The sequence below is a fragment of the Stutzerimonas stutzeri genome, assembly GCF_002890915.1.
Lineage (GTDB): Bacteria > Pseudomonadota > Gammaproteobacteria > Pseudomonadales > Pseudomonadaceae > Stutzerimonas > Stutzerimonas stutzeri_AF.
The window spans coordinates 189,943-213,814 of sequence record NZ_POUT01000002.1; the positions used below are offsets into that span (position 1 = coordinate 189,943).

The following is a 23,872-nucleotide window of genomic DNA, read 5'->3' on the forward strand; positions in this document are numbered from 1 at the left end:
GAATCATTCGATTAGAGGATTCTCTTCGGTTTTTTGTTAAATATGTGTCATTCGTCGATTTGTCGAGGAAAAGATTCGGTTTGCATGCTTGGCTCAATGTACGCAGTGCGTTCTGGTGTTTGCGTAAATCCAACAAGCAGAACAAGAGGTGCCGTCATGAACCGATTCTTGAAAACTTCCCTGATGGTCGCAGCCATGTTTCCGGCCGTTGCGGGCGCCGCTCCCATGGCCGGTGATCGTGAAATTACCTTGGGTGGTGCAGGAAGCAGTGACAAGGACTTCGACGATACTGTGTTCTCCGTTCAGGGTAGCTGGGGTAAATACCTTTCCGAGTCATCCCTGTGGGGTGTCCGGCAAACCATAAACGTGCGTGATGCGGAGGATGAAAGTACCAAGTTCGACGGATCGACACGGGTGTTCTACGACTATCACTTCGGCACCGGCAATGCCCGTCCCTTCATTGGCGCCAGCGTTGGCGGGGTCTATGGCGACCGGGTGGACGACACGTTCATGGCGGGGCCGGAAGTGGGACTCAAATACTGGGTTCAGGACAAGACGTTCATTACCGCAATGGCCGAATATCAGTTCCTGTTCAAAAGTGGCAGTGATGCCCAGGACCGTTACGATGACGGTGTATTCCTCTATAGCATCGGTATCGGTTTCAACTACTGATGCGGCACGCGGCGCGATACCGTATTGGTATCGTGCCGCATCGCTCGGAACTTCCGCCTTTATCGTTTCGCTTGTTTGATATGGCTTCGCTTGTTTCATCTGCCTGCATGGGGATGGAAGCGATGCGTGTTGTTTTTCTATAGCTCAGCCTTCCACCAGTTGCTGAAGAAAGTTCTTCAGTGCCAGCCCGGGTTCGTCGTCTTCCGAAGCGATCATACGGATGCCCCATTGGCTGAGAACTTCTTCCTGTACCGGATTCGGTTTGTGCGAGAACACATAGGAAATAGGCCGGACGCCGAGCGCTTCATGTTCGTTCCAGATTTTCGACAGCTTGTGGAAAAGTAGACGGATGTTGGTATCCGAAAGGCTGTAGCCAATGAACAGTACGGCCTTGCTCAGCGTATCGGCACGCAGTTTGATATCCAGCGGTGTCTCGAACTGCAGCCGCTGGTAGTAGCTGGTTTCGTCCAGCACGATCGAGGCGTCGTCGTCGAAATCGCCATGGAACTTGACGATCTGCCGCATGCCGTCGTGGGCCTTGGTCAGGTCGCTGGCATTGGCGATCTTCACGTACTCGACGCCATAGGCATCGTGCGCGTATTCCAGCCAACGGTCGTAATTGGTGGTATAGATGGCCGGGAAACGGCCATGGACGATCAGGCGGTGAATCTCCGAGTCGCGTATCTCGATGTCCCTGTGCCATTCGCGGTCCATCCAGCTGCGCAACGGGCCGATATTGCCCTTCTTGATCCGGTAGTACTCGGCCAGGGCGAGAAAATTGCCATAGGTATTGAACACTTCCGGATCGTACCCAAGCTGCGTGGCGATTTCGTCGATCAGTTCCTTCCAGGGCGGCAGCCCGATATTGGCGGACACGCCGGAGCCGACGAAGAGGATCAGGCGATTGTTGCGGTAGGCATCTTTCAGCAGGTCCATGACCGTTCAGGGCTCCCTGAGGAAGCTGACGAAGGCGTCGAGGGCATGTCTGCGCATGGACAGGCCGTTCTTCTGTTCGCCGAGTTCGGCGAACGTGCGGCTCTGTCCGTCGGGAATGAACACATCATCCCATTCGAAGCCACCGTGGCCGGTCGGCTTCGGCGAAATCCTGCCGGCGACCACCCCTTCGAAGAAGTGCCGCTTGCGCCCGTCGCAATAGCCGATCAGCGTCTTCGCCTCGGCTGTCGGGTCATCCAGCCGGCTGATCAGCTCGGAGAATCGTTCGGGTTGCAACCGGTCCCAGAAGATCTGGGTCAGGCCGCCGGGAAAACCGTTGAGGCTGTTGATGAACAGCCCGGTATGCTCGACGAACACCGGTTTGCCGATCAGCTTGAACGCAGCCAGTAGCTTGTCGCTGACCAGTTGTTGCAGGTCTTCGGTGCGCAGTTCTTCGATGCGTATCGGGAAGGGCAGGACCTCGATGCCGCTGGGTTCGAGAATCTCCCGGACTTCGCGGATCTTCTGCTGGTTGATGGAGGCGAAGCGGATCTTCATGCTGCACCTGCCTCTGGAGCGCCATGCTGCGTTGCTATTTTTGACGCAGACGACATCGGTCGGTTCTGGATGGACAGCCAAATACCGGAAAAGAGGAGGGCGACGCATGCGCCTGTGGTCATTGCATCCACGCTATCTCGATGCCAAGGGGCTGGTCGCGCTCTGGCGCGAGGGGCTGCTGGCGCAGGCGGTGCTGTGCGGGCAGACCCGCGGCTACCGCCGGCATCCGCAGCTGCGGCGCTTTGCGCAATGCGTCGAACCAGCCGCCCAGGTCGCGGGCTACCTGCAGGCCGTGCATGCCGAAGCGCTGCGGCGTGGATATCGCTTCGATGCGCAGAAGATCGGTATCGCCGCCAGGCTCGAGCCGATGTCGGTTAGCCGTGGGCAGCTGGAGTACGAGCGCACGCACCTGATGGCCAAACTGGCGGTACGCCAGCCAGCGTTGCTCGACGCGCTGCAGGCCGAAGACTGCCCGCTACCGCACCCGCTGTTCCAGCTCGTCGAAGGGCCGGTAGAGCCTTGGGAAGTGCTGAGCGGAGGCTGATCAGCCCTGGCGGCCTTGCGCAGGACACATGGACTGCACCATGCGGATGCGCTCGGCGGGTACTTTCAACTGGCGCAGCAGGTATTCGGCGAACTCGGCGGAGTAGGGCTGGCGGGCGATGGCCTGTTCCATGCAATACAGCCACGCATCCCGCTCGGCTTCGCCGACGCTCCAGCGGGTATGAAACTGCGGAATATGGATGCTGCCGTACTTCTCGGCGTAGCGGCGCGGCCCACCCAGCCAGCCGCTGAGAAAACTGGCGAGCTTCTCGCGGGCCAGTTCCAGTTGCTCGGGGTACATGCGCCGTATCGTCGCAGCTCGCGGGTCTTCGTCCATCACCCGATAGAATTCCGCCACCAGACGCTCCAGCCCCTCCTGGCCTCCGGCCGCCTGGAACGAAGCGTCAGCTGTACCGAATGCGGGCGTTTCGTTGACGGTCATCCTGGCGCGCCTCCTGATCCAGAGTGGGGCAGGCGGGCGCCTGCGGGGGCGAAATGATGCTCGCTCGACCAGCTCAAGACAAGGGCGGGCAGCACCCGCGGCGACTGCGAGCTGGTCTATGCTGAAACGACACAATGACGGAGATGGAACATGCGCAAAGTTCTGGTTGCATTCGATGGGTCGGAAAACGCCAAGCGGGCCCTGCAATATGTCATCGATTTCGCCCGTGATGCCGGGCTGGCAATGGACGTCCACGTGCTCAATGCGCAGCACGAGCCGATCATCTACGGCGAATATGTCACCGCAGCGATGATCGACGAACTCAACAAGGGCCTGGAGACCAAGGCACAGGGCATCCTCGCCGAAGCAGCGGCAATGCTGCAGGGCAGTGGCCTCACCTATGAAACGCACTCGGTACTGGGCAACGTCGCCGAGCAGATCAACGATGCGGTCAAACGCCTGGGGTGCGACACCGTGGTGATGGGTACTCGCGGCCTTGGCAGCTTCACCGGGCTGCTGTTGGGCTCGGTGGCGAACCGGGTGATCCACGAGGTATCGGTCCCGGTTCTGCTGGTCAAGTAAGCGGCCGCAATGCGCGCTGCCTGGTCAGCCCTGCTTGCCCTTGAGCAGGTCGGCCAGGTTGGCGAAGGCCTTGAAGGTTTCCTTCGGCCCCAGATCGCTGCCAGGCCGGGCTTCGGCCTGGTACTGGTTGTCGGTATAGCGGGAATGCTCGTTGTCGTGGCAGTACAGGCAAAGCAGCTCCCAGTTGGAGCCGTCCTCCGGGTTGTTGTCGTGGTTGTGGTCCTTGTGGTGGACCGTCAGCTCGCTGAGGCGCTTGCCCGAGAACTCCCGCGCGCAACGCCCGCAGATCCATGGGTACATCTTCAGCGCTTTTTCCCGGTAGCCCTGCTCGCGCTGGCTATAGGGCGTGGTGGGCTTGTCGTTGCTCATCGTTCACCTGCTCGTCGGGTGCCTTTCTCGACACAACTATAGACGCCGAGATTCAGCCGGCCAGGCCGACATAGACGTTCTGCACGTCGTCATGGGCATCGATGGCCTCGAGGAAGGCCTCGACTTCCTCCAGTTCCGCGCCGGACAGGTTTACCGGGTTCTTCGGACGGTAGCCCAGCTGTGCCGACTGCACGCTGAAGCCGAATTCCGGCAGTGCCTTGCACACTGCGTCGAGGTCGGTCGGCTCGGTGATGAACAGCGTGGCGCCGTCTTCGGCGGGCTCGAAATCCTGGGCTCCGGCTTCGATGGCGGCCACTTCGGCGTCGGCATCGCCCGTGGGGCTCGCCTCGATCATGCCGACATGGTCGAAGTCCCAGCTCACCGAGCCGGACGAACCCAGCTGGCCCTTGCGGAACAACACACGGATCTCCGCCACGGTGCGGTTAAGGTTGTCGGTCAGGCACTCGACGATCAGCGGCACCTGATGCGGGGCGAAACCCTCGTAGAGGGTCCGCTCGTAGTGGACCACCTCGCCGCTCAGGCCGGCACCCTTCTTGATGGCGCGCTCCAGGGTGTCCTTGGGCATGGAGGCCTTCTTGGCCTGTTCGACCACCAGGCGCAGGCGTGGATTCATGTCCGGGTCGGGACCGCTGCGGGCGGCGATCATGATTTCCTTCGACAGCTTGCCGAAGATCCTGCCCTTGGCATTCGCCGCGGCTTCCTTATGTTTCGCTTTCCACTGTGCGCCCATGTTCGTACTCGTCTGATGGTTGAACCGGTTGGCGATTCTATCGGGTCTGCCGAGGTTTCGTCTGTTCTGTCGGCGATGAAGGGACGATCGTCGTTCCGAGCGGACTGTATCGGCCAATTTGCGGCCCACTGTATGGACCGGCCGGCCCTCCACGTGGCTCTAATGGTCGTCTTGCCACCGAGGGATGCGTCGTTATGTCACCCAGGGATCTGCTGCTCGCGCTGGTCGTCATCGTCGTCTGGGGCCTCAATTTCGTCGTGATCATGGTCGGCCTGCACGACGTACCGCCCATGCTGCTCGGGGCGCTGCGCTTCATGCTGGCGGCGGTGCCGGCGGTCTTCTTCGTCAAGCAGCCGCAGGTGCCGCTGCGCTGGCTATTGGCCTATGGGCTGACCATTTCGCTGGGGCAGTTCGCCTTCCTGTTTTCGGCGATGAAGGTCGGCATGCCCGCCGGCCTGGCTTCGCTGGTGCTGCAGTCGCAAGCCTTCTTCACCCTGTTCTTCGCTGTGCTGTTTCTCGGCGAGCATCTGCGCCGGGCCAATCTGCTGGGGCTGCTGGTGGCTGCGGCGGGGCTGGTGCTGATCGGTACGCAAGCCGATCGCGGCATGACCCTGGCCGGCTTCGTGCTGACCCTGGGTGCCGCCTCGATGTGGGCGCTGGGCAACATCGTCACGCGCAAGTTCGGCAAGGTGAACCTGGTCGGCCTGGTGGTATGGGGTAGCCTGGTGCCGCCGCTGCCGTTCCTGGCGCTGTCGTTGTGGCTGGAAGGTCCCACCGCCATAGAGCTCGCCCTGCGCGGGCTCGGTGTGGACACCCTGCTGGTACTGGTCTATCTGGCGTTCGGCGCGACCCTGCTCGGTTATGGCCTGTGGAGCCGCCTGCTGTCGCGCTACCCGGCCAGCCAGGTGGCGCCTTTTTCCCTGCTGGTGCCGGTGGTGGGGCTGAGCTCATCGGCGTTGCTGCTGGGTGAGCGGCTGGGCCCGCTGCAACTGGCCGGTGCGCTGCTGGTGATGCTGGGGCTGGTGGTCAACGTCTGGGGCGGCTGGCTGTACGGATGGCTGCGGCTGCGCCTGGCTTGAGCTTTACAGCGAGACGCCCCGCGCCAATCGGTTCGGGCGGGGCGTCACGATGGCGCGTCAGCCCTGGCGGGGGGCAGCGTGAGCCCCGAGCAACGTCGTGGTGCCGTGCTTCTTGTCGCGCTTGGCCATACGTTTTTCCTGCGCGGTTTTCAGCGGCTTCTTCTTGGCATTCTTCTTCGCATCCATTCCCTTGCTCATGGTGTTTCACCTCTGATCGTGGCTGGACATATCCCGGTGCACGAGCAGGCCGTCGCCTTTAAGGGCTAGAGGAGCGCAGATGGCTGCTTCGTCCGGCCTGGTGCCTTCCATGACAGCTGCAGTATGGCACTGCGGCGCGGCTTTGCACGTCGTGGGGAGCTAGTGCGAGCTTCGGGGCGGTTCATGCGACTAGCCGAGTCGGCCAGCTGGCTGGTCGGGCCGTCGGCGCGCAGGCGTTCGCGAATCAGCTGCGGCCACTGGCTGCGCGAGCGGCGCTTGACGATGGCGTAGGTGAGGTTTTGCAGGGCGTTGAGCGGAGCGAGGAAGATACCGCCGAGCAACAGTATGAAGCCGGAAGCGCTAAGGAAGTTGCGACCGTCGTTGGCCTTGTACTGTTCCTTGATGTCACGCCATTGCAGGCGCGCCCAATGTCCTCGGCGTTTGCGCACTTCCAGCAGACTCTGATTGAACTCAGACGAGTTGCCGGGCTGACCGCTTTCGTCGAACCAGGGGCCGTTGTCCATATAGGCGCGCAGGTATTCCCAGAAGCCCATCTGCATCTCCAGGCTCTTGCCAATGGGTGAACCAAGGTTGATCAGCACCTGTTCCTCGGGGTGGCCGTAGCGGTGCAGCAGGGTTTCGAGTGCGGCATGGCGCATGCCGGCGGTATAGGGGCCAACGGTGCCGTAGGCGTAGGCGGCTGCGGCGATGCCATCCCAGGGCGTGTGGTTACAGCTCGTCGTCCTGCTCGAAATACAGCTCGCGGGTGCGGCGGTTGAGCAGGATGGGCAGGGGCATGGGGCGTAGCACTTCCCAGATAAAAGGAATTGCAAAAAGAGCCAAGGCAAGTAACAGAGTGTTTAGCGCTTGCTCGGGGCGATGAGGCGAAGGCCGGAGGGTGACCGATGGCCGCGTCCAGTTCAACAACCACGGCTCCAGAGCATGCATCAGGTCAAGAAATGCCCGCTCTTGCGCGTAATGCTGTTCACTCAATGACTCAAGCTGGAGTTGGATCACATGTAGGAGCGGGCCACGCCCGCGATCGCGCGCATGGCGCGCTCCTACAAAATACTCAGCATTACGCTCTTGCGCGGCTCAACCGAGCCGTTCCTCGTTCAGCCGCTCCAGCTCGCGGCGGACCATCGCGGTGTATTCCGGCGGGCTGAGCTGGTACAGCTCGGTGGCTACCCAGGGAAGCCAGCGGGGGCCCAGCGCTTCGCGGCGTGCCAGCAGCCGTTGGGCTTCGGCGGTGGCCCGGGCGGCGTTGCGCGTGTGGAAATCTGCTCGGCTCATGGTTGTCTCCTGTCAGATGCGGGCGATTGAATAGCAGAGGCGCGGGGGCTTGGTAAACTCCGGCGCCCGCGCTAGGCTCGACGGCTTCGATCCGCTCAGCGAGTACGATCCATGCCAGTGCGTGTGAACTTCAAGGACAAGATCTCCCGCCAGCGTCCCTATGGCAGGGCCGAGGCTGGGCTCAGGGCCAGCGATGGCGACCTGGGCGCGGTGATCGACCAGCTGGAGAGCGACCGCGGGCGGATCATCAACTCGGCCGCCGTGCGCCGCCTGCAGCAGAAGACCCAGGTCTTCCCGCTCGAACGCAACGCCGCGGTGCGCAGCCGCCTGACTCATTCGCTGGAAGTCCAGCAGACCGGCCGCTTCATTGTCCGCACGCTCTATAAACAGCTCGGCGCCAGGGCGGCCGATTATGGCCTGGACGGCCTGGAGGGCGCGCTGGAAAGCCTGGTGGAAATGGCCTGCCTGATGCACGACATCGGCAATCCCCCGTTCGGTCATTTCGGCGAATATGCCATCGGCGCCTGGTTCGAGCGCCATCTGGACGAACTGTTCGCCGCCGCCGTGCCGCCGGGGCAGGGCGATGCCGAGTTGCGCACACGCATGCTCGTCGACCTCAAGCAGTTCGAGGGCAACGCCCAGGCGATCCGCCTGGTGGTGACGCTGTTGCGCCTGAACCTCACCTATACCCAGACTGCCGGCCTGCTCAAGTACGTGCGTCCGGCCCATGCGCCGAAGCCGCAGAAGGGCACTCCGGGCGCCTATCTGCAGAAGAAGCCCGGTTTCTACCTTTCCGAGGAAGGCTTCATCCATGAACTGCAGGCGGCGCTGGATCTGCGGCCCTGCACGCGCCATCCGCTCGCCTATGTCATGGAGGCGGCCGACGATATCGCCTACTGCCTGGCGGACATCGAAGATTCGGTGGAGAAGGGCATCTTCAGCATCGAACAGCTGGCGCAGTTGCTGCTGGCCAAGTTCGCCGAGCACGGTTCGCCCGACGCGCCGATTCCCGGGCCTGAGCGCAGCTTTCGCAGCATGGTCAACTATGCGCTGGAGCGCGCCGGGAAGGAGCCGATCAACAAGGTCGGCGAGTTCTTCATCTGGTTGCGGGTGAACATGATCCACCCGCTGGTCCAGCATGCCGCGCGGCAGTTCATCGACAACATCGAGGCGGTCTACCACGGCATGCTCGATCGCGCGCTGCTGGAAGACGACAGCCTGCCCAACGCCATCGTGCAGACCTTCAAGGACGTGGCGATGGACCGAGTGTTCTGCCACCGCGAGGTGGAGACCCTGCAACTGCAGGGCTATCGCATCCTCCAGGGGCTGCTGGATCACTACGCCCCGCTGTTGCGCGTGCCGCCGGAGGTCTTCCATGAGCTCACGGTTGGCAACTGCCGCAACGAGCCGCACCTGCAGATGCTGGCGCGGCGCCTGCCCAATCAACTGGTCAAGGCCTATCACGAAGCGCTCAAGGATCATCCGCAAGCTTCGGCGGACCGGCCGTTGTGGGAATTCTATTGCCGCAATCGCATGTTGCAGGACTTCGTCAGCGGCATGACCGACCAGCTCGCCCAAGACGAATATCGTGCCTTGTCGGCGCTATAAACCCCGGTTACCGGCAGGCTGAGCGGCTTCGTCGCACGGTTTGCGTGCCTTGGCACCCGTGTGGCCGCTGCGCTTGGTACGCACATTGCTATGACATGGTGCAGCGGCCGGCGTGAAAGCCCCTAAATGGCGCACGCAAGGAATCTGGGTTTATTCATAACTTATTGAAAAATAAGGCTATTGACGTGATCGAAGCGTTGATGGACCCACCTCCCGGCTGCAGGTGGCGGTTAGCGGTTCCGACTTTGTGATGCATCGCGGTGCGTCATGCGGATCAAGATAACCGTTTTGGTGCGTTCTACCCGGTGAGGCTGTAACTACCGATGGAAAACCTCAATAACGCCGTGGAAACCCTGATCCATGGTTCGAACACGCTCTTCATCCTCATGGGGGCGGTCATGGTGCTGGCGATGCATGCCGGCTTCGCCTTTCTCGAAGTCGGCACCGTGCGGCTGAAGAACCAGGTCAATGCCCTGTCGAAGATCATCACGGATTTCGCCGTATCCACCCTGGCGTACTTCTTCATCGGCTACTGGATCGCCTACGGCGTGACCTTCATGCAGCCGGCCGAGCAACTGGTGGCCGATCATGGCTACGCGCTGGTGAAGTTCTTCTTCCTGCTCACCTTCGCCGCGGCGATACCGGCGATCATCTCCGGCGGCATCGCCGAGCGTGCACGTTTCGGCCCGCAGCTGTGCGCGACCTTGCTGATCGTCGCCTTCGTCTACCCCTTCTTCGAAGGCATGATCTGGAACGGCAACTTCGGCGTTCAGGCCTGGCTGGAGCACCGGTTCGGTGCGGCTTTCCATGATTTCGCCGGCTCCGTGGTGGTGCATGCCATGGGTGGCTGGCTGGCTTTCGGGGCGGTGATCCTGCTCGGCCGGCGTAACGGCCGCTACCGCGACGGCCGCTTGGTGGCGTTCGCACCGTCGAACATTCCGTTCCTGGCGCTCGGCTCCTGGATTCTCATCGTCGGCTGGTTCGGCTTCAACGTGATGAGCGCCCAGACCATCGAAGGTATCAGCGGGCTGGTGGCCGTCAACTCGCTGATGGCGATGGTGGGCGGCACCGCTGCGGCCTGGCTGGTCGGTCGCAACGACCCGGGCTTTCTGCACAACGGCCCGCTGGCCGGGCTGGTGGCGGTCTGTGCCGGCTCCGACCTGATGCATCCGGTCGGTGCGCTGGCCACCGGCGCCATCGCCGGGGCATTGTTCGTCTGGGCGTTCACCGCGACACAGAACCGCTGGAAGATCGACGACGTGCTCGGCGTCTGGCCGTTGCACGGCCTGTGCGGCATCTGGGGCGGCATTGCCTGCGGTATCTTCGGGCAGCAGGCACTCGGCGGGCTCGGTGGCGTCAGCATGGCCAGCCAGCTGATCGGCAGCGCACTGGGCATGCTGGTGGCGCTGGCTGGCGGCTTTGCGGTCTATGGGCTGCTCAAGGTTTCGCTGGGCATCCGCTTGAGCCAGGAAGACGAGTACAACGGTGCCGATCTCGCGATCCACCGGATCGGAGCGCTCAGCCACGACTGAGCGCTCAATAGCCCCGCGTGCGCTGCACCTGGTACGCCAGTGGACGGCCGTCGCGCAACGCCTGCAGATTCTGTACGACGATCCGTGCGGCGCTGCGCAGGTCGGTCGCGGCGGCCACGTGCGGCAGCAGCGTCACCTTCGGGTGTCGCCAGAAGGGGTGGTCCGCCGGCAGGGGTTCGCTGCGAAATACATCGAGCACGGCCTGGCCGACCTGGCCGTTGTCCAAGGCCTGGAGCAGATCCGCCTCCACGACATGCGCGCCGCGCGCCAGGTTGACCAGTCCGGCGCCGGGGCGCAGGGCATCGAAGAAGCGCCGGTCCAGCAGGTCGATGGTCCGTGCCGTCAATGGCAGCAGGTTGATCAGGATGTCGCTGCGCCCCAGCAGCGGCCACAGCGCCGCCATGCCGCAATGCAGGGGGATGCCTGCGATGCTGCCGCCGTGCAGGTTCCAGCCTGCCACGCGATAACCCAGGGCGCGCAGGCGGCTGGCGCAGGCGCGCCCCATCTGGCCCATGCCCAGCACCGTCACCTGGATTTCGTCGGCGCGTCGTTGCGGTAGCGGTTGCCAGGTGGCCGTACGCTGCTGGCGCGCATAGGCGAAGAAGTCGCGGTGTAGCGAAAGGGTCGCCCAGAGCGCGGTCTCGGCCATGGCGGCGCTCATGGCCGGATCGACCATGCGTGCGACCGGCACATCGGCGGGCAGGCTCGGGTCGGCCAGCAGCCGGTCGACGCCGGCCCAGAGCGACTGGATCAGGCGCAGGTTCGTCAGGCCCCGCAGTGAACCCGGAGGCGGGTTGGCCACCACGGCCGCATCGATCCGCCCAGCGCTCTCCGGCGTGACGGACAGATGCCAGGCGGCACCGGGCAAGGCCTCTTGCAGCGCCGCGAGCCAGGCGTCCCGTTCGTCATCGTCGAAGCTGCCGCAGAGCAGTATGTCCATCGTTCGTGGTTTCCCGTGTTCGCGTCGTTGCCACGGAACTGTACTCAGCCGCGCGGCCTCTGAATATCAAGCATTGGAACACGTGCCACGCGTGCTTTCAGCCTGTTCAAACGCGCCTGGAGAACACCATGGAACTCCCCAACAAAGACCTCGGTACCCTGTTCGAACAGCTCGGCCTGGCCTCCGATCCCGCCAGCATCGATGCCTTCATCGCCAGCCATTCGCCGCTGCCGGAGGACGTCAGGCTGGCCGATGCGCCGTTCTGGAACGAGGCGCAGCGGGCGCTGCTGCGGGACGAATGGGTGGAGGATGCGGAGTGGGCGCCGATCATCGACGAACTCAACGTGCGGCTGCACGAACGCTAGGGCCTGTCGCCATTTCGTTCGCGACCGCGACGAAACGACAACGGACCCTGGGCGGGCACAGCGCGGCCGGCGGAAGGAGGCGCTACGGGTTGGGCTTCGGCGCCATCCGCCTCGGCTACAACCTGCCGCCTCGCTCCGGCGTCAGCGCAAGCTGAGCGGCATCAATCGAGCAGGTCGGCCGGCACGTTGCCGCCGTTCTCGGCCAGCCGGTTGAGCACGGTCTTGTGCAGCCACATGTTCATCTGCGCCGAATCGGCCATCTTCTCCTGCGGGCAACCCAGCTCGCTGGCCAGCTCCTTGCGCGCGGTCAGGCTGCTGTCCAGGCCGAGCAGCTTGAGCAGGTCGACGATGGAGGTGCGCCAGTTGAGTTTTTCCGGGTTATTGGCCGCCATGCCGTCGAGCTTCGCCGCCACATCCACTTGGTCCATGGCCGGGGTGACCGGTGCCGCCGCACCGCCGGTGGATGCTTCCGGGGGCGTGGTGGGCGCCGTACTGCCTGGCGCCGCATGTGCCTTGCCGAGGCCGATCTTTTCCAGAATCGTGTTGAACAAGCCCATGGTGAATCTCCTTTCTGCGTAGGGGGAAGAGCCGAGGCTCGCAGATAGGACCGCTGGCGCCTGGATTCGTCGCGCTACAAATCCAGCATCAGGCGGATCGCCAGGCCAACCGCGATGCTCAGGGTGAAACTGAGCAGGGTGCCGAGCAGCACGTACTCGCTGCGCTGGCGGTTGTTGCGCCCCTTGAGCTCGTTGAAGCGCAGGATGCTTTTCGCCGTGAGCAGGAAGCCGATGGCCTGCCACTGGCCGAGCAGCACCAGGGTCAGGATCAGGCCGCGCTCCAGGTAGCCGACGGAGGCGCCGCCGTTGACCAGCGAATCGTCGGTGCCGATGCGTTCCTGCCAGGGCCTGAGCATGGCGCCGATCAGCCCGGATGCCGGGGCGAGCATCAGCAGATAGCCGAGCAGGATCAGCAGATTGCGCGCATTGGCCTGGGCATCGAGATAGGTCGGCACGGCCTGCCAGAGGCTTTCGCTGGTCAGCCACAAGGCGACGATCAACAGCAATGCCGCGAGCTGTTCCAGCAGCAGGCTGCGCGCCGAGCGCTGCGGGCCTGCCGCCCAGCCACCGGCCAGGATGCGCGCCAGCATGACCAGCAATGCCGCCGAGCCGGCCAGCACCGGATCGCCGCGCAGCCCCCCGAAGATCAGCAGTACCGCAAGCCCCTGGGCCAGCCCCAGCAGATACAGCGCGGGGCTGCGCCAGGCGCGCGGTGCCTCCTGCAGGCGCCGGCGCAGCGGCAGGAGGAAATCCAGGACGACGTGGGCCAGCAGCAGCCAGAGCAGCAGCGTGATCGAATCAGGCATCTTCGAGCTCCTTCAGCCAGTCGCGTGCGCAGCCGAGGTAGCGATCCACCAGCCGCGCATCGGCACGTTGCAGCGCCTTGGTCACCGTCACCCGCGATTTACCCAGCTGTTCGGCGATGCTGCGCTGGTCCAGGCCGCGGGTCAGGTGCAGGTAGTAGGTCTGGGCTTCCACCGGCGTCCAGCGTTCGACGATGGCTTCGACGAAGGCGGTGGGCAGCTCGGCGTACCTGAGCAATTGCGGGATGCTGCTGAACAGGCAGAAGGTTTCCTTCTTCATCCCGTCCAGGCCCTGGCCGGACAGCACGAACGCCTCGCCGTATACCTGGCCGTCGCTTTCGGCCCGGCCGATACCCAATGCCAGCCGCGCATCCCAGCGTTCGCCTGGCGGGCTGGCGGCGATCAGGCCGGCACGCAAGGCGAGCGCGCAGTCGAAGGCCGTCTGCGCGTGGCGCATGGTCAGCTGGAAGCCATCGCCGCGAAAGGTTTCGCTGCGCGCCTCATAGCGCTCGCCCAGCGTGGCCAGCAGCGTCTTGAGGCATGCGAGGAAGGCCTCGGTATCGTGCATCGAGCGCGAACCGATCAGGTCGCCTGTGAGCACCGCCATCGGGGTCATCGGGAAGGTTCCGTTGTCTGGAAAAGCTACGTGAAGAGAAAGTAGCCCAATTAGGCAACTAAAGCAAAAGTGGCCTTTCAAGGCTACTTGCATCGTCGCCATCATGTTCCTGGCTCATCGGGCCGTCTAGAATGCCTGTTTTTGCGCGATCAAGGACCCACCATGACCCCACCGACTCCCGGCGACCTCGATATCGACGCGCGCTATGCCTGTGCGAAAGCCCTGGCGCTCGAAGCCGCGCAGCTGGGCATGGATTTCTACCGGCGCCGTGAGGCGCTGGCCGTCGAGCACAAGGGCAGCGACCGGCAGGATGTGGTCAGCATTGCCGACAAGCGGATCGAAGACTTCATCCGCGCGCGGCTCGCCGAGCGCTTCCCCGAGGATGGCTTTCTCGGCGAGGAAAGCGGTTCGGCCGATCTGCAGGCGCGCTGCGTCTGGGTGATCGATCCCATCGACGGCACCGCCTGCTTCGTCAACGGCCTGCACAACTGGTGCGTGTCGGTCGGCCTGCTGGTCGATGGCCAGCCCCATGTCGGGGCGATCGCCGATCCGAATCACGACGAGCTGTTCCACGGCTGCCGGGGGCGGGGCGCCTTCGTCAACGACACCCCGCTCGCGGTCAGCGCCGCCACCCATGTCTGCGAGGGGCTGACCGGCGCCGGCACCTTCCACCCGCGCGGCAAGGAGCATTTCATTCCCTTTCTGCAAAAGCTGCTGGGCGAAGGCGGCATGTTCATCCGCAACGGCTCCGGGGCGCTGATGACCGCCTATGTGGCTGCCGGGCGCCTCATCGGTTACTACGAGACCCAGCTCAAGAGCTGGGACTGCCTGGCCGGCCTGGTGCTGGTGGAGGAGGCCGGTGGCCGGGTGAACGATTTCTTCCGCAACGACGGCCTGCTGCACGGCAACCCGTATCTGGTGGCCGCGCCAGGCGTTTATCCGCAACTGGCGCAACTGATCGGGCCGTCGCTGGACGGCTGATCGGCGCCGCGGCATTTCGCGTTCGTCGCGCGCGCGTTGCATCGTTCCTGCAGGACGAGCAGCCTGTGCTATACCGTCCAGACGCGACGAGGGCCGACGAACGGCCCGCTCACTACGGGGGAACATAACGGCCCATCCATCAGGCCCGAGCCTATGTGAGCTGATGGAGGCCCCGCAAACAGCGAGGTAACGATCATGACCATGATGCAATGCGCCTACCGCGATCACACCATCACCGCCGAGGTGCTGGAATATCCCGGCACCTCGACGCCCTGGGCTGGCGGCTGCCGTATCACCGATCCGTCCGGGCATGTCACCCGTCGTCTGCCGTTGCCGCTGGAACATGCCTTCATGGATGAACTGGACAAGGCCCAGCGCCTGTCCATCGCCCACGGCAAATGGCTGGTGGACCAGCACCTCGATCACGGGCGGCAGCTGTTCTCGCAAGCAGCCTGACTGGCCGCGCTCGCGCCTGCGCGCCGGATGTCCGGCGCGCTTTTGTTTTGAAGAATCTTTTCAACTTTCGCGGCCGTGCGATCTGCCAGGCTTCGCGACGGCAACGCCTGCAATCGTGCCAAGTTCCGGATAGCAAAGCGAAAATTCCATTGCCGGAGCGAAAGGCGCGGCGACATTTTGGGCGTTGCTTAATGAGCGAAACGGTGGCATAGCTGATACCGAGCCATCCGCAAAGGTGGCCGTTCATAAGCGGAAGTAAGGACGACTTATGCAAATCCAGGTTCACAGCGATAACCACATCGAAGGCAGTGCCCGTCTGGTCGATTGGGTCAGTGCCAGTGTCGCCAGCAAGCTGGAGCGTTTCGACGACGAACTGACGCGCGTCGTCGTCCACCTGAATGACGAAAACGGCGAAAAAGCCGGTGCCCATGACAAGCGTTGCCAGATCGAGGCGCGGCCGAAGGGGCTGCAGCCGATCTCCGTGACGCACAAGGCCGAGTCGCTGGAGTTGGCGCTCGACGGCGCGGTCGACAAGCTCGAGAACGCGCTCAATCACCAGTTCGGCAAGCTGCGCAGCAAGCGTATGGCGGCACAGTCGCTGGCGGGCGGCGGCGCAGCAGGCCAGGATGCCTTGCTCGAGGAAGACTTCCTGGCGGATGAACTGGTCCGCAATTCATAACCTGGGACAAGGGCCTTCCCCGCGAAGGCCCTTGCGCTTCAAGCCAGCAGCTCCGGCGGTATCGTGCCGCCATGCTCGGCCAGCTTCCTCATCACTTCCCGGTGCAGCCACATATTCATCTGCGCCGTGTCGGCCATCCGTTCCGGCGGGCAGCCCAGCTCCGTGGCGAGCTGCCGGCGCGACTCCAGGCTGCTGTCCAGGCTCAGCAGCTTCAGCAGATCGACGATGGATGCGCGCCAGTTGAGCGCTTCCGGGTACTGCGCAGCCTTCGCTTCCAGTTGTGCCACCACATCCACGCCACGCGCGGTGGCTGCCGAACGGTTCAGGTCCATGTTCGGCGCGAGGGTTTCGTTGGCCGTCGCCGATGGTCTGTCGTTGGACAGCGTGACGCCTTCGGCATTGGACAGCCTGGCATCCGCCGGCGGTACGTCGGCCTTGGTTTGCGCCTCGTTGGATACGTCGCCGAAGCCAAGCTTCGCCTTGATCGAATCGAAAAGCCCCATTGCCTGTCTCCTGGCTGTTGGTCGTGAGCATTGGACCGTCACGTACGGCAAGCCATTCGCTTCCGTAGGTCGGCTGGGCGTGGCATCCGTCCGTGGTGAGTGTGGCGGGCAACTGGCAAGATCCCATCCATGCTTTCCCTGCTGCCGAGAACTGATGATGAAGCTCGCGATGTGCCAGATCGATGCGTTCACCCACGAGCGCTTCAAGGGCCACCCGGCCGCGGTGGTGTCGCTGGATGGTTGGTTGAGCGATGCGCAGATGCAGGCCATCGCCGCGGAGAACAACCTTTCGGAGACTGCCTTCGTCATCCTCGAGCAGCGGATCGCCGCCGCGCCGCTGGTCTTTCGCGCCGCGGCGGTGGGCGGTACCGCAGTCGTTCGCCGTGAGGACGGCCTGCTGGAAATGAGTTTTCCCAACCGTGCGCCGGAGCCGGTCGCCGAGCCGCCACAGGTGCTGCTCGCTGCGCTGAACCTGGTGCCCGAATGCGTGTTGAGGAATCGCCAGGCCTGGTTCGCTGTTGCCCCTGGGGACTTGTAGGAGCCAGCTTGCTGGCGATCCGCCGCAACGCCGATGATCGCCGGCAAGCCGACGCCTACAGGGTCGGTGTGCACATGCTGCTTTTTTGGGGGGCTGGCCTGAGGCGATAGCAGTCCATGTAGGTCGGGTTGAGGCGCGCAGCGACGAAGCCCAACATCCGTACCGGCCCTTGTTGGGCTTCGCTGCGCTCAGCGCCAACCTACCGCGGATACCCGGTCGCTCGCACATCGGCGAGCGTCGGCGAATCAAGCCGGTGAATGGGCGAGCCCAGCAGCGCCTCAGAACGACTTGATCATCCTGCCCAGCAATTCCATCGCCTTCTCGCTGCGCGCATCCCACGGGTGCCCGTGATTCAGCCGGGCGCAATTGCGAAAGCGCTGGGTCGCTGAGAAGATCGGCCCCGGCGCCAGGCTGATGCCCTGGGCCAGCGCCAGCTGTAGCAGCTGCAGCGAATCCACCCGCTCGGGAAACTCGAACCAGAGGAAGTAGCCGCCGCTGGGGCGCGTCACCCGGGTGCTGGCCGGAAAGTGCCGGGCGGCGGAGGCGAGCATCGCGCCCTGTTGCCTCTCCAGCGCGTGGCGCAGCTTGCGCAGGTGGCGATCATAGCCGCCGTGCTGCAGGTAGTCGGCGATGGCCGCCTGCGCGGGCACGGACGGGGAGATGGTGGTCATCAACTTGAGCCGGGCGATCTGCTCGGCATAGCGGCCGCCAGCGACCCAGCCCACCCGGTAGCCGGGCGCGAGGCTCTTGGAGAACGAGCCGCAGTGCATCACCAGGCCTTCGCGGTCGTGGCTCTTGACCGGCTTGGGCGGTTCGCGGGTGAAATACAGCTCGGCGTAGACGTCATCTTCGATCAGCGGCACCTGATGGCGCTGCAGCAACTCGTAGAGCTGCCGCTTCTTCGCCTCGCCCATGCTCGCGCCGAGCGGGTTCTGCAGGCTGCTCATGAACCAGCAGGCCTTGATCGGCAGCTGTGCGAGACTGTCGGCCAGGGTGTCGAGGTCGATGCCTTCGCGCGGGTGCAGCGGAATCTCCACTGCCCTGAGCTTGAGCCGTTCCAGCACCTGCAGGGTGGCGTAGAAGGCCGGCGCCTCGATGGCCACCAGATCGCCCGGTTCGGTCACCACCTGCAGGCAGAGGTTCAGCGCCTCCATGGCGCCGGTGGTAATCACCAGCTCGTCCATCGGCAGCATCACCCCGCTGACCATGTAGCGCAGGGCGAGCTGCCGGCGCAGGTCGGGGTTGCCGGCGGTCATCTCGGCGATCACCTCGCGCGCCGGCATGTCACGCACGCTCTGCGCCATGGAGCGCGCCAGGCGCTGCAGGGGGAACAGTTCGGGGCTGGGGAAGGCCGAGCCGAAGGGCACGGTATCAGGGTCGCGCAGCGAGGCGAGCACCGAGAACACCAGTTCGCTGACGCCGACGTCGGTGGTTTGCGCGGGTCGCACGCTGATGTCCGGCTCGTGCAACGGGCGCTTGGCGTGCTCGCGGACGAAGTAGCCCGAGCGTGCTCGCGCCTGGATCAGCCCGCGATCTTCCAGCAGGTAGTAGGCCTGGAACACGGTGGACGGGCTGACGCCGTAGGTACGGCTGGCATGGCGCACCGAGGGCACCTTTTCCCCCGGCGCGAGCACACCGCTGCGGATCAGTTCGGCAATCTCGTCGGCGAATTTCTCGTAGCGTTTCATCGTGTCCGGGCCGTGACGGGTAGGCGCGTCAAGTCTACTGCGGCGACCGTGCCGGCGCGACGAAGGTGCTCGGCGTGCTCACCCGGCTGGCCGGTTCGGCGACGTCGTGAGCCTCGAAGCGCAGCGCGTGGCTGCCGGCCTGGCGCGGGTCGAGCAGCGCCACGCTGACCGGCAGGTCGGCGATCTCGCCGGGTGCCAGGTCGACCTCGTCCGGGCCATGCAGCTCGAACGGGCCATCGTCCAGGGCGAGCGAATAGCGGCGCGGTTGTTGGGTCTTGTTGATGAGTTTGAGGCGGTACATGTTCTCGATCTGCCCCTGGGTGTTCTCGCGGAACAGCGTGCGATCCTTGGTCACGTCCAGCGACAGCTGCGGGCGAACCTCCAGCGCCCAGGCTAAGGCGCCGATCATCGCCGCCATCGCCACGGCATAGCCCACCAGACGCGGGCGCAGGAAGTGCGTGGCGCCGCCTTGCAGCGCGCGTTCCGAGGTGTAGCGCAGCAGGCCGCGGGCATAGCCCATCTTGTCCATCACGCTGTCGCAGACGTCGATGCAGGCGCCGCAGCTGATGCAGTCCAGCTGCAGGCCATCGCGGATGTCGATGCCGGTGGGGCAGACCTGCACGCACAGCGTGCAATCGATGCAGTCGCCCAGGTTTTGCGCACGCGGGTCGCTGTCCTTGCGCCGCGCGCCGCGGTTCTCGCCCCGCGCCGCATCGTAGGAGACCACCAGGGTGTCGGCGTCGAACATCGCGCTCTGGAAGCGCGAATACGGGCACATGTGCAGGCATACCTGCTCGCGCAGCCAGCCGGCGTTGATATAGGTCGCGGCGGTGAAGAACAGCAGCCAGAACGTGGCCGCCGGGCCGAGTTCGAAACGGGCGAGATCGCCGACCAGCTCGCGTACCGGGGTGAAGTAGCCGACGAAGGCCAACGCGGTCGCCAGGCTGATCGCCAGCCACAGGCCATGCTTGGCGGTGCGGCGCAGCAGCTTGCCGGCCGACCAGGGCGCGGCGTCCAGCTTGATGCGTTGCTGGCGGTCGCCCTCGGTGATCTTCTCCACCCACATGAACATCCAGGTCCAACTGCTCTGCGGGCAGGCATAGCCGCACCAGACGCGGCCGGCCAGCACGGTGATGAAGAACAGGCCGAAGGCGGCGATGATCAGCAAGCCGGAAAGCAGGATGAAATCCTGTGGCCAGAAAGTGGCACCGAAGATGTGGAACTGCTGCCTGCCCAGGTCCCACAGCACCGCTTGGCGACCATTCCAGTTCAGCCAGACGGTGCCGAAGTAGAGCAGCATCAGCAGGCCGCCGCCCAGCAGGCGCAGGTTGCGGAAGAAGCCGCTGAAGCTGCGCGTATGAATGGGCCCGCCGCGCTGCGCGGGCGTCAGGCGGATCGGTTGGCTGGGATCAACGGTTTCGATGATCCGCGCGGGTATGCGGTCGGTCATTGGTTTTCGCCCCATAGGCTTTTCAGGCGAGCGGATGATCGACGGCGGAGCGTTCGTATAACAGACTCAGATTTGCCTTGAAAATACGGATCAGATGAGGCTGGCGGGCGCCTATCAGGCTTCCATGGGGCGACGGTTGACCTGTATCAGCGAAACCGTCCGCAACTCGACTGATCCGTATTTTTCGTGCGCATCTGCACCTGTTGCGCAATGGAAGCTACAGCCATAGTCGATACCTTTTGGCCGGTCAGCGAAGGGGGAATGTCATGTATCACGACGAGCGTTACCAGCGGCTGGAGGCAGTCCGATGATCATCAAGGGCCTGACTTGGCTGGTGCTGCTGCAACTGCTCGGCGGCATGCTCAACCTGCTGGTACCGGCATTGCCGGGGCCGATCATCGGCATGGTCTTGCTGTTCGGCCTGTTGCTGTTGCGCCGCGGCATCCCCGAGCCGCTGGAGAAGACCGCTGCGCTGCTGCTGCAGTATCTGCCGCTGCTGCTGATCGTGCCGGCGGCCGGGATCATGACCAGCGGCGCCGCGCTGCTGGACGACCTGCCCGCCATCGCGGCGGGCCTGGTACTGTCGCTGCTGGTCACCGTGCCGTTCTGTGGCTGGCTGATGCAGTGGCTCATTCGCCGGCAGGAGGACCGGACATGAACACGCTCGACCTGCGCGCGTTCTGGCTGACGCTGGTGGAGCACCCGCTGTTTTCCGTGGCGCTGACGCTGATTGCCTTCCAACTGGCGCTCGTGCTGTACCGGCGCAGCGGCTGGCTGGTGCTGCAACCGGTGATGGTGGGGATGCTGCTGGTGGTCGCCACGCTGACGCTGGTCGGCATGGACTATGCGCGCTACCGCGAGGGCGCCGCGTTGATCGCCATGCTGCTGGGCCCGGCGACGGTGGCGCTGGCGGTACCGCTGTATCGACATCTGCGGCGCATCCAACAGTTGTTCTGGCCGATCCTCGTCACCCTGCTGGTCGGTGGCGTGCTCTGCGTGGCGCTGACCCTGTTGATCGCCTGGGCGCTGGGCGCGCAGCTGCCGGTGCTGATGAGCCTGGCGCCGAAATCCGCGACCATGCCGATCGCCATGCTGGTGGCCGAGCAACTCGGCGGCATGGCTTCGCTGGCGGCGGTGTTCGTCATGCTCACCGGCGTCATCGGCACCGCGCTGGGCCCGTTGCTGCTGCGTTGGGCAGGGGTCGAGCATCCGGCGGCGCGTGGCCTGAGCTACGGCATCAATGCCCATGCCATCGGCACGGCCAGGGCGCTGGAGGAGGGCGACGAATGCGGCGCCTTCGCCGCGCTGGGGATGAGCCTGCTGGGCATCCTGATCGCGTTGTTGCTGCCGTTCGCGCTGGGGTGATAGGCGCGCCCACAGGGTCCGCGGCATGCTCCGGCTACTTTTGTGGCCCGACCTCGGGGCGATGCTTTGAGCCTCAGGCAGTCCTGCGGCCTGCAATCGCCGCGAGGGCGCGCCTCACAGGGTTCGGTGTGCACAGGCTGCTTCTGTGGGAGGCCCGACCTCGGGGCGATGCTTTTGGGCTTCTGGCAGTCCAGCGGCCTGCAGTCGCCGCGAGGGCGTGCCTCCCATCGGTTCGGCGTGGGCTTGCTGTTCTTGTGGGAGCCTCGCCCTCGGGGCGATGCTTTGAGCCTCGGGCAGACCTGTAGTCTGCAATAATGCGCGCCGCCATTAGCCCTGCAGGAAATCCGACATGCTGGTATTCGAGATCGAGCCGATGAACGCGGAGGCGTACCGTCAGCAGACGCGGCGCAGCACGCTGATCGTCATCGCGACCTTCGCGGTGCTGGCCATGGGGCTGGCGACGGCGGCGGTGGCGCTGTTCGGCGAGCCGGGCGGCGACAACCTGCGCTGGAACATCGGCGGTGTGTTGGCCGGCCTGCTGCTGACGGTGGCGCTGGTGCGCCAGCTGTACTGGCGGCAGCCGTGGATGGCCGCGGCGGTCTACGGCTGGCGGCTCAAGCGCAGCCTGATGAGCATCACCAACCTGATGCATCACCTGAAGGCCGGCGTCGCCGCGCAGGACCCCACGGCCATGCGCCTGCTGCGCTTCTACCACCTGGGCATGACGCAGATGCACCAGCTGGATGCCAACTCCAGCGCCCTCAGCGAGATGGTCCCCGAGATCGACCGGCATCGCGAAGCCATGCAGGCGCTGGGCATGGACATCGACCAGCGCCGGCTGGATCCGGCCTGGCTGGAGGCGGTGAAGCGCTTCGGCGCCTCCAGCTAAGGCAGCCTGGCCGCGCTTCGTGGCCAGCGGGCAAGTCCTCCGGTGTCGGCTGGTTCGTATCGAACTGGTCGATGTTTATCGGTATGAAATTGCAACCATTCGAGGCTGGGGCGAATACATCATCCGCCCCGTCACGCCTGAGAGCGCGGCGCTCTCGTGAGCGGACGTGACCAGGCGTTTTCACGAGCTATGGTTATTCACCAGCAGGTTTGCGTTTCACCCCAGGAGGAACACCAGATGGCGAAGATTCTCGTGCTGTATCACTCGATGTACGGCCACATCGAAACCATGGCCAATGCGGTGGCCGAGGGCGCGCGTCGCGTGCCGGGCGCCGAGGTGGTCATCAAGCGTGTGCCGGAAACCATGCCGGAGGATGCGTTCAGGAATGCCGGCGGCAAGGTCGAGCAGGCCGCGGCGATAGCCGATCCGGCCGAGCTGCCCGGCTACGATGCGATCATCTTCGGCACGCCGACCCGCTTCGGCAACATGTCCGGGCAGATGCGCAATTTCCTCGACCGGACCGGCGGCCTCTGGGTCAATGGCGCGCTGCATGGCAAGGTCGCCAGCGTGTTCACCTCGACCGGCACCGGCGGCGGCCAGGAGATGACCATCACCTCCACCTGGACCACGCTGGCGCACCACGGCATGATCATCGTGCCGACCGGCTACGGCATCAGTGAATTCTTCGATATCTCCGAGACCAACGGCGGCACGCCCTATGGTGCCTCGACCATTGCCGGGGGCGACGGCTCCCGCCAGCCGTCGGCCAAGGAACTGACCATCGCCCGCTTCCAGGGCGAGCATGTGGCCAAGATCGCCAGCAAGCTGAAAGGCTGAGCGACCGAGGCGGTGCCGGAGGCTGGCCGTCCGGCGCCGCATCAGCCTGCTGGGCAGGCCTGTAGAGGCTCCAGCAAAAGGCCATACATCAGCTCGTCCACATAGCCTGCGTCGCTCGCGCGTTTGTATGCGGCCCGCTGGGTGCCCTCGCGTACGAATCCGAAGCGCTCGTAGAAGGCAATCGCACGCGGATTGTCCGCCTCGACCGTCAGTTCGACGCGGCGGATACCGGCGGCGCGCAGCCGGGCCAGGGCATCGCCCATCATCATCTGCGCCACGCCGCGGCCTTTCGCCGCCGGCGCCACCGCCAGCGTCCCCAGGTAGACGACATGGGCGGCGCGGCCGATATGGCGCTGCGCCTTGTAGAACCCCTGGACCTGCCCCTCGACCTCGAACACGTAGAAGCAGCCGCTTTCGAATAACGGGTCGAAGACCCTGGCGAAGGCCTCGCGGGGCATCGGCTCGAAGCCGAGAAAGGGCACCACTTCCTCATGCATGTAGATGTCGTAGACGCGGTCGAAGTCGGCTGGCGTGGCGAGTCGGCGCATGCGTTGCTCCAGTGGTGGTCGCATCGGGGCGGTTGCGTGCGCCTCGGCGGGCGCGGGGTAGGCGAGAATAGCAATTTCTCCGCGAGCGCCTCTGGTT

General features: G+C 64.5%; 32 protein-coding genes. 15 read left to right on the forward strand and 17 right to left on the reverse strand.

Features of this window, described 5'->3' with window-relative positions; all coding sequences use genetic code 11:
* Window positions 1-156: 156 nt before the first annotated feature.
* Window positions 157-672 (forward strand): hypothetical protein, encoded by a 516-nt coding sequence (locus tag CXK94_RS04590; protein WP_180984382.1) that lies wholly within the window; start codon window positions 157-159, stop codon window positions 670-672.
* Window positions 673-816: 144 nt separating this feature from the next.
* On the opposite strand, the gene CXK94_RS04595 is transcribed toward CXK94_RS04590, so the two are convergent.
* Both CXK94_RS04595 and CXK94_RS04600 read right to left on the reverse strand, forming a co-directional pair.
* Window positions 817-1,608 carry an SIR2 family protein gene (locus tag CXK94_RS04595; RefSeq protein WP_037042081.1) on the reverse strand — a complete coding sequence of 264 codons (792 nt, stop codon included), beginning with the start codon at window positions 1,606-1,608 and terminating at the stop codon, window positions 817-819.
* Between the two features lie 6 nt (window positions 1,609-1,614).
* Window positions 1,615-2,163, reverse strand: coding sequence for a non-canonical purine NTP pyrophosphatase (locus CXK94_RS04600; protein ID WP_037042083.1), 549 nt, complete (start codon window positions 2,161-2,163; stop codon window positions 1,615-1,617).
* A 106-nt stretch (window positions 2,164-2,269) separates the two neighbouring features.
* Here CXK94_RS04600 and CXK94_RS04605 point away from each other — a divergent pair, with 106 nt between their 5' ends.
* Window positions 2,270-2,707, forward strand: a complete 438-nt coding sequence (locus CXK94_RS04605) for a pyrimidine dimer DNA glycosylase/endonuclease V (RefSeq protein WP_102893465.1) — start codon at window positions 2,270-2,272, stop codon at window positions 2,705-2,707.
* Here CXK94_RS04605 and CXK94_RS04610 read toward each other — a convergent pair whose 3' ends face one another.
* Window positions 2,708-3,148 carry a group II truncated hemoglobin gene (locus CXK94_RS04610; RefSeq protein ID WP_102893466.1) on the reverse strand — a complete coding sequence of 147 codons (441 nt, stop codon included), beginning with the start codon at window positions 3,146-3,148 and terminating at the stop codon, window positions 2,708-2,710. It abuts the gene before it with no gap.
* Between the two features lie 150 nt (window positions 3,149-3,298).
* On the opposite strand from CXK94_RS04610, the gene CXK94_RS04615 reads away from it, so the two are divergent.
* Complete coding sequence (locus CXK94_RS04615; protein ID WP_102893467.1) at window positions 3,299-3,730, forward strand: universal stress protein; 432 nt, start codon at window positions 3,299-3,301, stop codon at window positions 3,728-3,730.
* A 24-nt stretch (window positions 3,731-3,754) separates the two neighbouring features.
* On the opposite strand, the gene CXK94_RS04620 is transcribed toward CXK94_RS04615, so the two are convergent.
* Both CXK94_RS04620 and CXK94_RS04625 read right to left on the reverse strand, forming a co-directional pair.
* The gene (locus CXK94_RS04620) at window positions 3,755-4,099 is read right to left on the reverse strand and encodes a YajD family HNH nuclease (protein ID WP_102893468.1); all 345 of its coding nucleotides are present in this window, start codon (window positions 4,097-4,099) and stop codon (window positions 3,755-3,757) included.
* 52 nt (window positions 4,100-4,151) lie between these two features.
* Window positions 4,152-4,850, reverse strand: coding sequence for a YebC/PmpR family DNA-binding transcriptional regulator (locus CXK94_RS04625; protein ID WP_102893469.1), 699 nt, complete (start codon window positions 4,848-4,850; stop codon window positions 4,152-4,154).
* A 194-nt stretch (window positions 4,851-5,044) separates the two neighbouring features.
* On the opposite strand from CXK94_RS04625, the gene CXK94_RS04630 reads away from it, so the two are divergent.
* The gene (locus tag CXK94_RS04630) at window positions 5,045-5,929 is read left to right on the forward strand and encodes an EamA family transporter (RefSeq protein WP_102893470.1); all 885 of its coding nucleotides are present in this window, start codon (window positions 5,045-5,047) and stop codon (window positions 5,927-5,929) included.
* 57 nt (window positions 5,930-5,986) lie between these two features.
* Here CXK94_RS04630 and CXK94_RS22375 read toward each other — a convergent pair whose 3' ends face one another.
* The 4 genes from CXK94_RS22375 to CXK94_RS04645 all read right to left on the reverse strand — a co-directional run bounded on the left by CXK94_RS22375 (window position 5,987) and on the right by CXK94_RS04645 (window position 7,420).
* Window positions 5,987-6,127, reverse strand: a complete 141-nt coding sequence (locus CXK94_RS22375; protein ID WP_180984395.1) for a hypothetical protein — start codon at window positions 6,125-6,127, stop codon at window positions 5,987-5,989.
* 65 nt (window positions 6,128-6,192) lie between these two features.
* Complete coding sequence (locus CXK94_RS04635; protein WP_102893471.1) at window positions 6,193-6,786, reverse strand: hypothetical protein; 594 nt, start codon at window positions 6,784-6,786, stop codon at window positions 6,193-6,195.
* Window positions 6,787-6,856: 70 nt separating this feature from the next.
* Window positions 6,857-7,144, reverse strand: a complete 288-nt coding sequence (locus CXK94_RS22380; protein WP_102893472.1) for a hypothetical protein — start codon at window positions 7,142-7,144, stop codon at window positions 6,857-6,859.
* A 78-nt stretch (window positions 7,145-7,222) separates the two neighbouring features.
* Window positions 7,223-7,420 (reverse strand): hypothetical protein, encoded by a 198-nt coding sequence (locus tag CXK94_RS04645; RefSeq protein ID WP_102893473.1) that lies wholly within the window; start codon window positions 7,418-7,420, stop codon window positions 7,223-7,225.
* Window positions 7,421-7,531: 111 nt separating this feature from the next.
* Here CXK94_RS04645 and dgt point away from each other — a divergent pair, with 111 nt between their 5' ends.
* Both dgt and CXK94_RS04655 read left to right on the forward strand, forming a co-directional pair.
* Entirely contained in the window at window positions 7,532-9,028 is a 1,497-nt protein-coding gene (gene dgt / locus CXK94_RS04650; protein WP_102893474.1) for a dGTPase, read from the forward strand.
* A 323-nt stretch (window positions 9,029-9,351) separates the two neighbouring features.
* The gene (locus tag CXK94_RS04655) at window positions 9,352-10,560 is read left to right on the forward strand and encodes an ammonium transporter (protein ID WP_102893475.1); all 1,209 of its coding nucleotides are present in this window, start codon (window positions 9,352-9,354) and stop codon (window positions 10,558-10,560) included.
* Window positions 10,561-10,564: 4 nt separating this feature from the next.
* On the opposite strand, the gene CXK94_RS04660 is transcribed toward CXK94_RS04655, so the two are convergent.
* On the reverse strand, window positions 10,565-11,500 hold the full coding sequence (locus tag CXK94_RS04660; protein ID WP_102893476.1) for a 2-hydroxyacid dehydrogenase: 936 nt from the start codon (window positions 11,498-11,500) through the stop codon (window positions 10,565-10,567).
* A 128-nt stretch (window positions 11,501-11,628) separates the two neighbouring features.
* On the opposite strand from CXK94_RS04660, the gene CXK94_RS04665 reads away from it, so the two are divergent.
* A complete protein-coding gene (locus CXK94_RS04665) occupies window positions 11,629-11,865 on the forward strand; it encodes a DUF2789 domain-containing protein (RefSeq protein WP_037041618.1) in 237 nt (78 codons plus the stop codon).
* A 161-nt stretch (window positions 11,866-12,026) separates the two neighbouring features.
* Here CXK94_RS04665 and CXK94_RS04670 read toward each other — a convergent pair whose 3' ends face one another.
* From CXK94_RS04670 to CXK94_RS04680, 3 genes are all read right to left on the reverse strand, one after another.
* Window positions 12,027-12,422: a DUF3597 domain-containing protein gene (locus CXK94_RS04670; protein WP_102893477.1), complete on the reverse strand. Its 396-nt coding sequence runs from the start codon at window positions 12,420-12,422 to the stop codon at window positions 12,027-12,029.
* A gap of 74 nt (window positions 12,423-12,496) precedes the next feature.
* Window positions 12,497-13,228, reverse strand: a complete 732-nt coding sequence (locus CXK94_RS04675; protein WP_102893478.1) for a hypothetical protein — start codon at window positions 13,226-13,228, stop codon at window positions 12,497-12,499.
* Window positions 13,221-13,841, reverse strand: a complete 621-nt coding sequence (locus tag CXK94_RS04680) for a hypothetical protein (protein WP_102893479.1) — start codon at window positions 13,839-13,841, stop codon at window positions 13,221-13,223. The genes CXK94_RS04675 and CXK94_RS04680 overlap by 8 nt, the downstream gene beginning before the upstream one ends.
* Window positions 13,842-14,003: 162 nt before the next feature.
* Here CXK94_RS04680 and CXK94_RS04685 point away from each other — a divergent pair, with 162 nt between their 5' ends.
* The 3 genes from CXK94_RS04685 (at window position 14,004) to CXK94_RS04695 (ending at window position 15,957) form a co-directional block, all read left to right on the forward strand.
* Window positions 14,004-14,822 (forward strand): inositol monophosphatase family protein, encoded by an 819-nt coding sequence (locus CXK94_RS04685; RefSeq protein ID WP_102893480.1) that lies wholly within the window; start codon window positions 14,004-14,006, stop codon window positions 14,820-14,822.
* A gap of 195 nt (window positions 14,823-15,017) precedes the next feature.
* Window positions 15,018-15,278 (forward strand): hypothetical protein, encoded by a 261-nt coding sequence (locus tag CXK94_RS04690; protein WP_037041610.1) that lies wholly within the window; start codon window positions 15,018-15,020, stop codon window positions 15,276-15,278.
* Window positions 15,279-15,546: 268 nt separating this feature from the next.
* Window positions 15,547-15,957, forward strand: a complete 411-nt coding sequence (locus CXK94_RS04695) for an HPF/RaiA family ribosome-associated protein (protein ID WP_102893481.1) — start codon at window positions 15,547-15,549, stop codon at window positions 15,955-15,957.
* Window positions 15,958-15,995: 38 nt separating this feature from the next.
* Here CXK94_RS04695 and CXK94_RS04700 read toward each other — a convergent pair whose 3' ends face one another.
* Window positions 15,996-16,460 carry a DUF3597 domain-containing protein gene (locus CXK94_RS04700; protein WP_102893482.1) on the reverse strand — a complete coding sequence of 155 codons (465 nt, stop codon included), beginning with the start codon at window positions 16,458-16,460 and terminating at the stop codon, window positions 15,996-15,998.
* Between the two features lie 154 nt (window positions 16,461-16,614).
* On the opposite strand from CXK94_RS04700, the gene CXK94_RS04705 reads away from it, so the two are divergent.
* Window positions 16,615-16,998, forward strand: a complete 384-nt coding sequence (locus tag CXK94_RS04705) for a PhzF family phenazine biosynthesis protein (protein ID WP_256045984.1) — start codon at window positions 16,615-16,617, stop codon at window positions 16,996-16,998.
* A gap of 278 nt (window positions 16,999-17,276) precedes the next feature.
* Here the strand turns inward: CXK94_RS04705 and mapR are convergent, their stop codons facing one another.
* Together mapR and ccoG are read right to left on the reverse strand one after the other, a co-directional pair.
* Window positions 17,277-18,686 (reverse strand): GntR family transcriptional regulator MpaR, encoded by a 1,410-nt coding sequence (gene mapR, locus CXK94_RS04710; RefSeq protein WP_102893483.1) that lies wholly within the window; start codon window positions 18,684-18,686, stop codon window positions 17,277-17,279.
* Window positions 18,687-18,720: 34 nt separating this feature from the next.
* Window positions 18,721-20,136, reverse strand: a complete 1,416-nt coding sequence (ccoG, locus tag CXK94_RS04715) for a cytochrome c oxidase accessory protein CcoG (RefSeq protein WP_102893484.1) — start codon at window positions 20,134-20,136, stop codon at window positions 18,721-18,723.
* A 307-nt stretch (window positions 20,137-20,443) separates the two neighbouring features.
* Here ccoG and CXK94_RS04720 point away from each other — a divergent pair, with 307 nt between their 5' ends.
* The 4 genes from CXK94_RS04720 to wrbA all read left to right on the forward strand — a co-directional run bounded on the left by CXK94_RS04720 (window position 20,444) and on the right by wrbA (window position 23,227).
* Window positions 20,444-20,794 (forward strand): CidA/LrgA family protein, encoded by a 351-nt coding sequence (locus CXK94_RS04720; RefSeq protein WP_102893485.1) that lies wholly within the window; start codon window positions 20,444-20,446, stop codon window positions 20,792-20,794.
* The gene (locus CXK94_RS04725) at window positions 20,791-21,501 is read left to right on the forward strand and encodes an LrgB family protein (protein ID WP_037041588.1); all 711 of its coding nucleotides are present in this window, start codon (window positions 20,791-20,793) and stop codon (window positions 21,499-21,501) included. Before CXK94_RS04720 ends, CXK94_RS04725 begins: the two co-directional genes overlap by 4 nt.
* 349 nt (window positions 21,502-21,850) lie before the next feature.
* Complete coding sequence (locus CXK94_RS04730; protein WP_102893486.1) at window positions 21,851-22,390, forward strand: DUF3087 domain-containing protein; 540 nt, start codon at window positions 21,851-21,853, stop codon at window positions 22,388-22,390.
* A 237-nt stretch (window positions 22,391-22,627) separates the two neighbouring features.
* On the forward strand, window positions 22,628-23,227 hold the full coding sequence (gene wrbA / locus CXK94_RS04735; RefSeq protein WP_037041584.1) for an NAD(P)H:quinone oxidoreductase: 600 nt from the start codon (window positions 22,628-22,630) through the stop codon (window positions 23,225-23,227).
* 41 nt (window positions 23,228-23,268) lie between these two features.
* Here the strand turns inward: wrbA and CXK94_RS04740 are convergent, their stop codons facing one another.
* On the reverse strand, window positions 23,269-23,775 hold the full coding sequence (locus CXK94_RS04740; RefSeq protein ID WP_102893487.1) for a GNAT family N-acetyltransferase: 507 nt from the start codon (window positions 23,773-23,775) through the stop codon (window positions 23,269-23,271).
* Window positions 23,776-23,872: the final 97 nt, after the last annotated feature.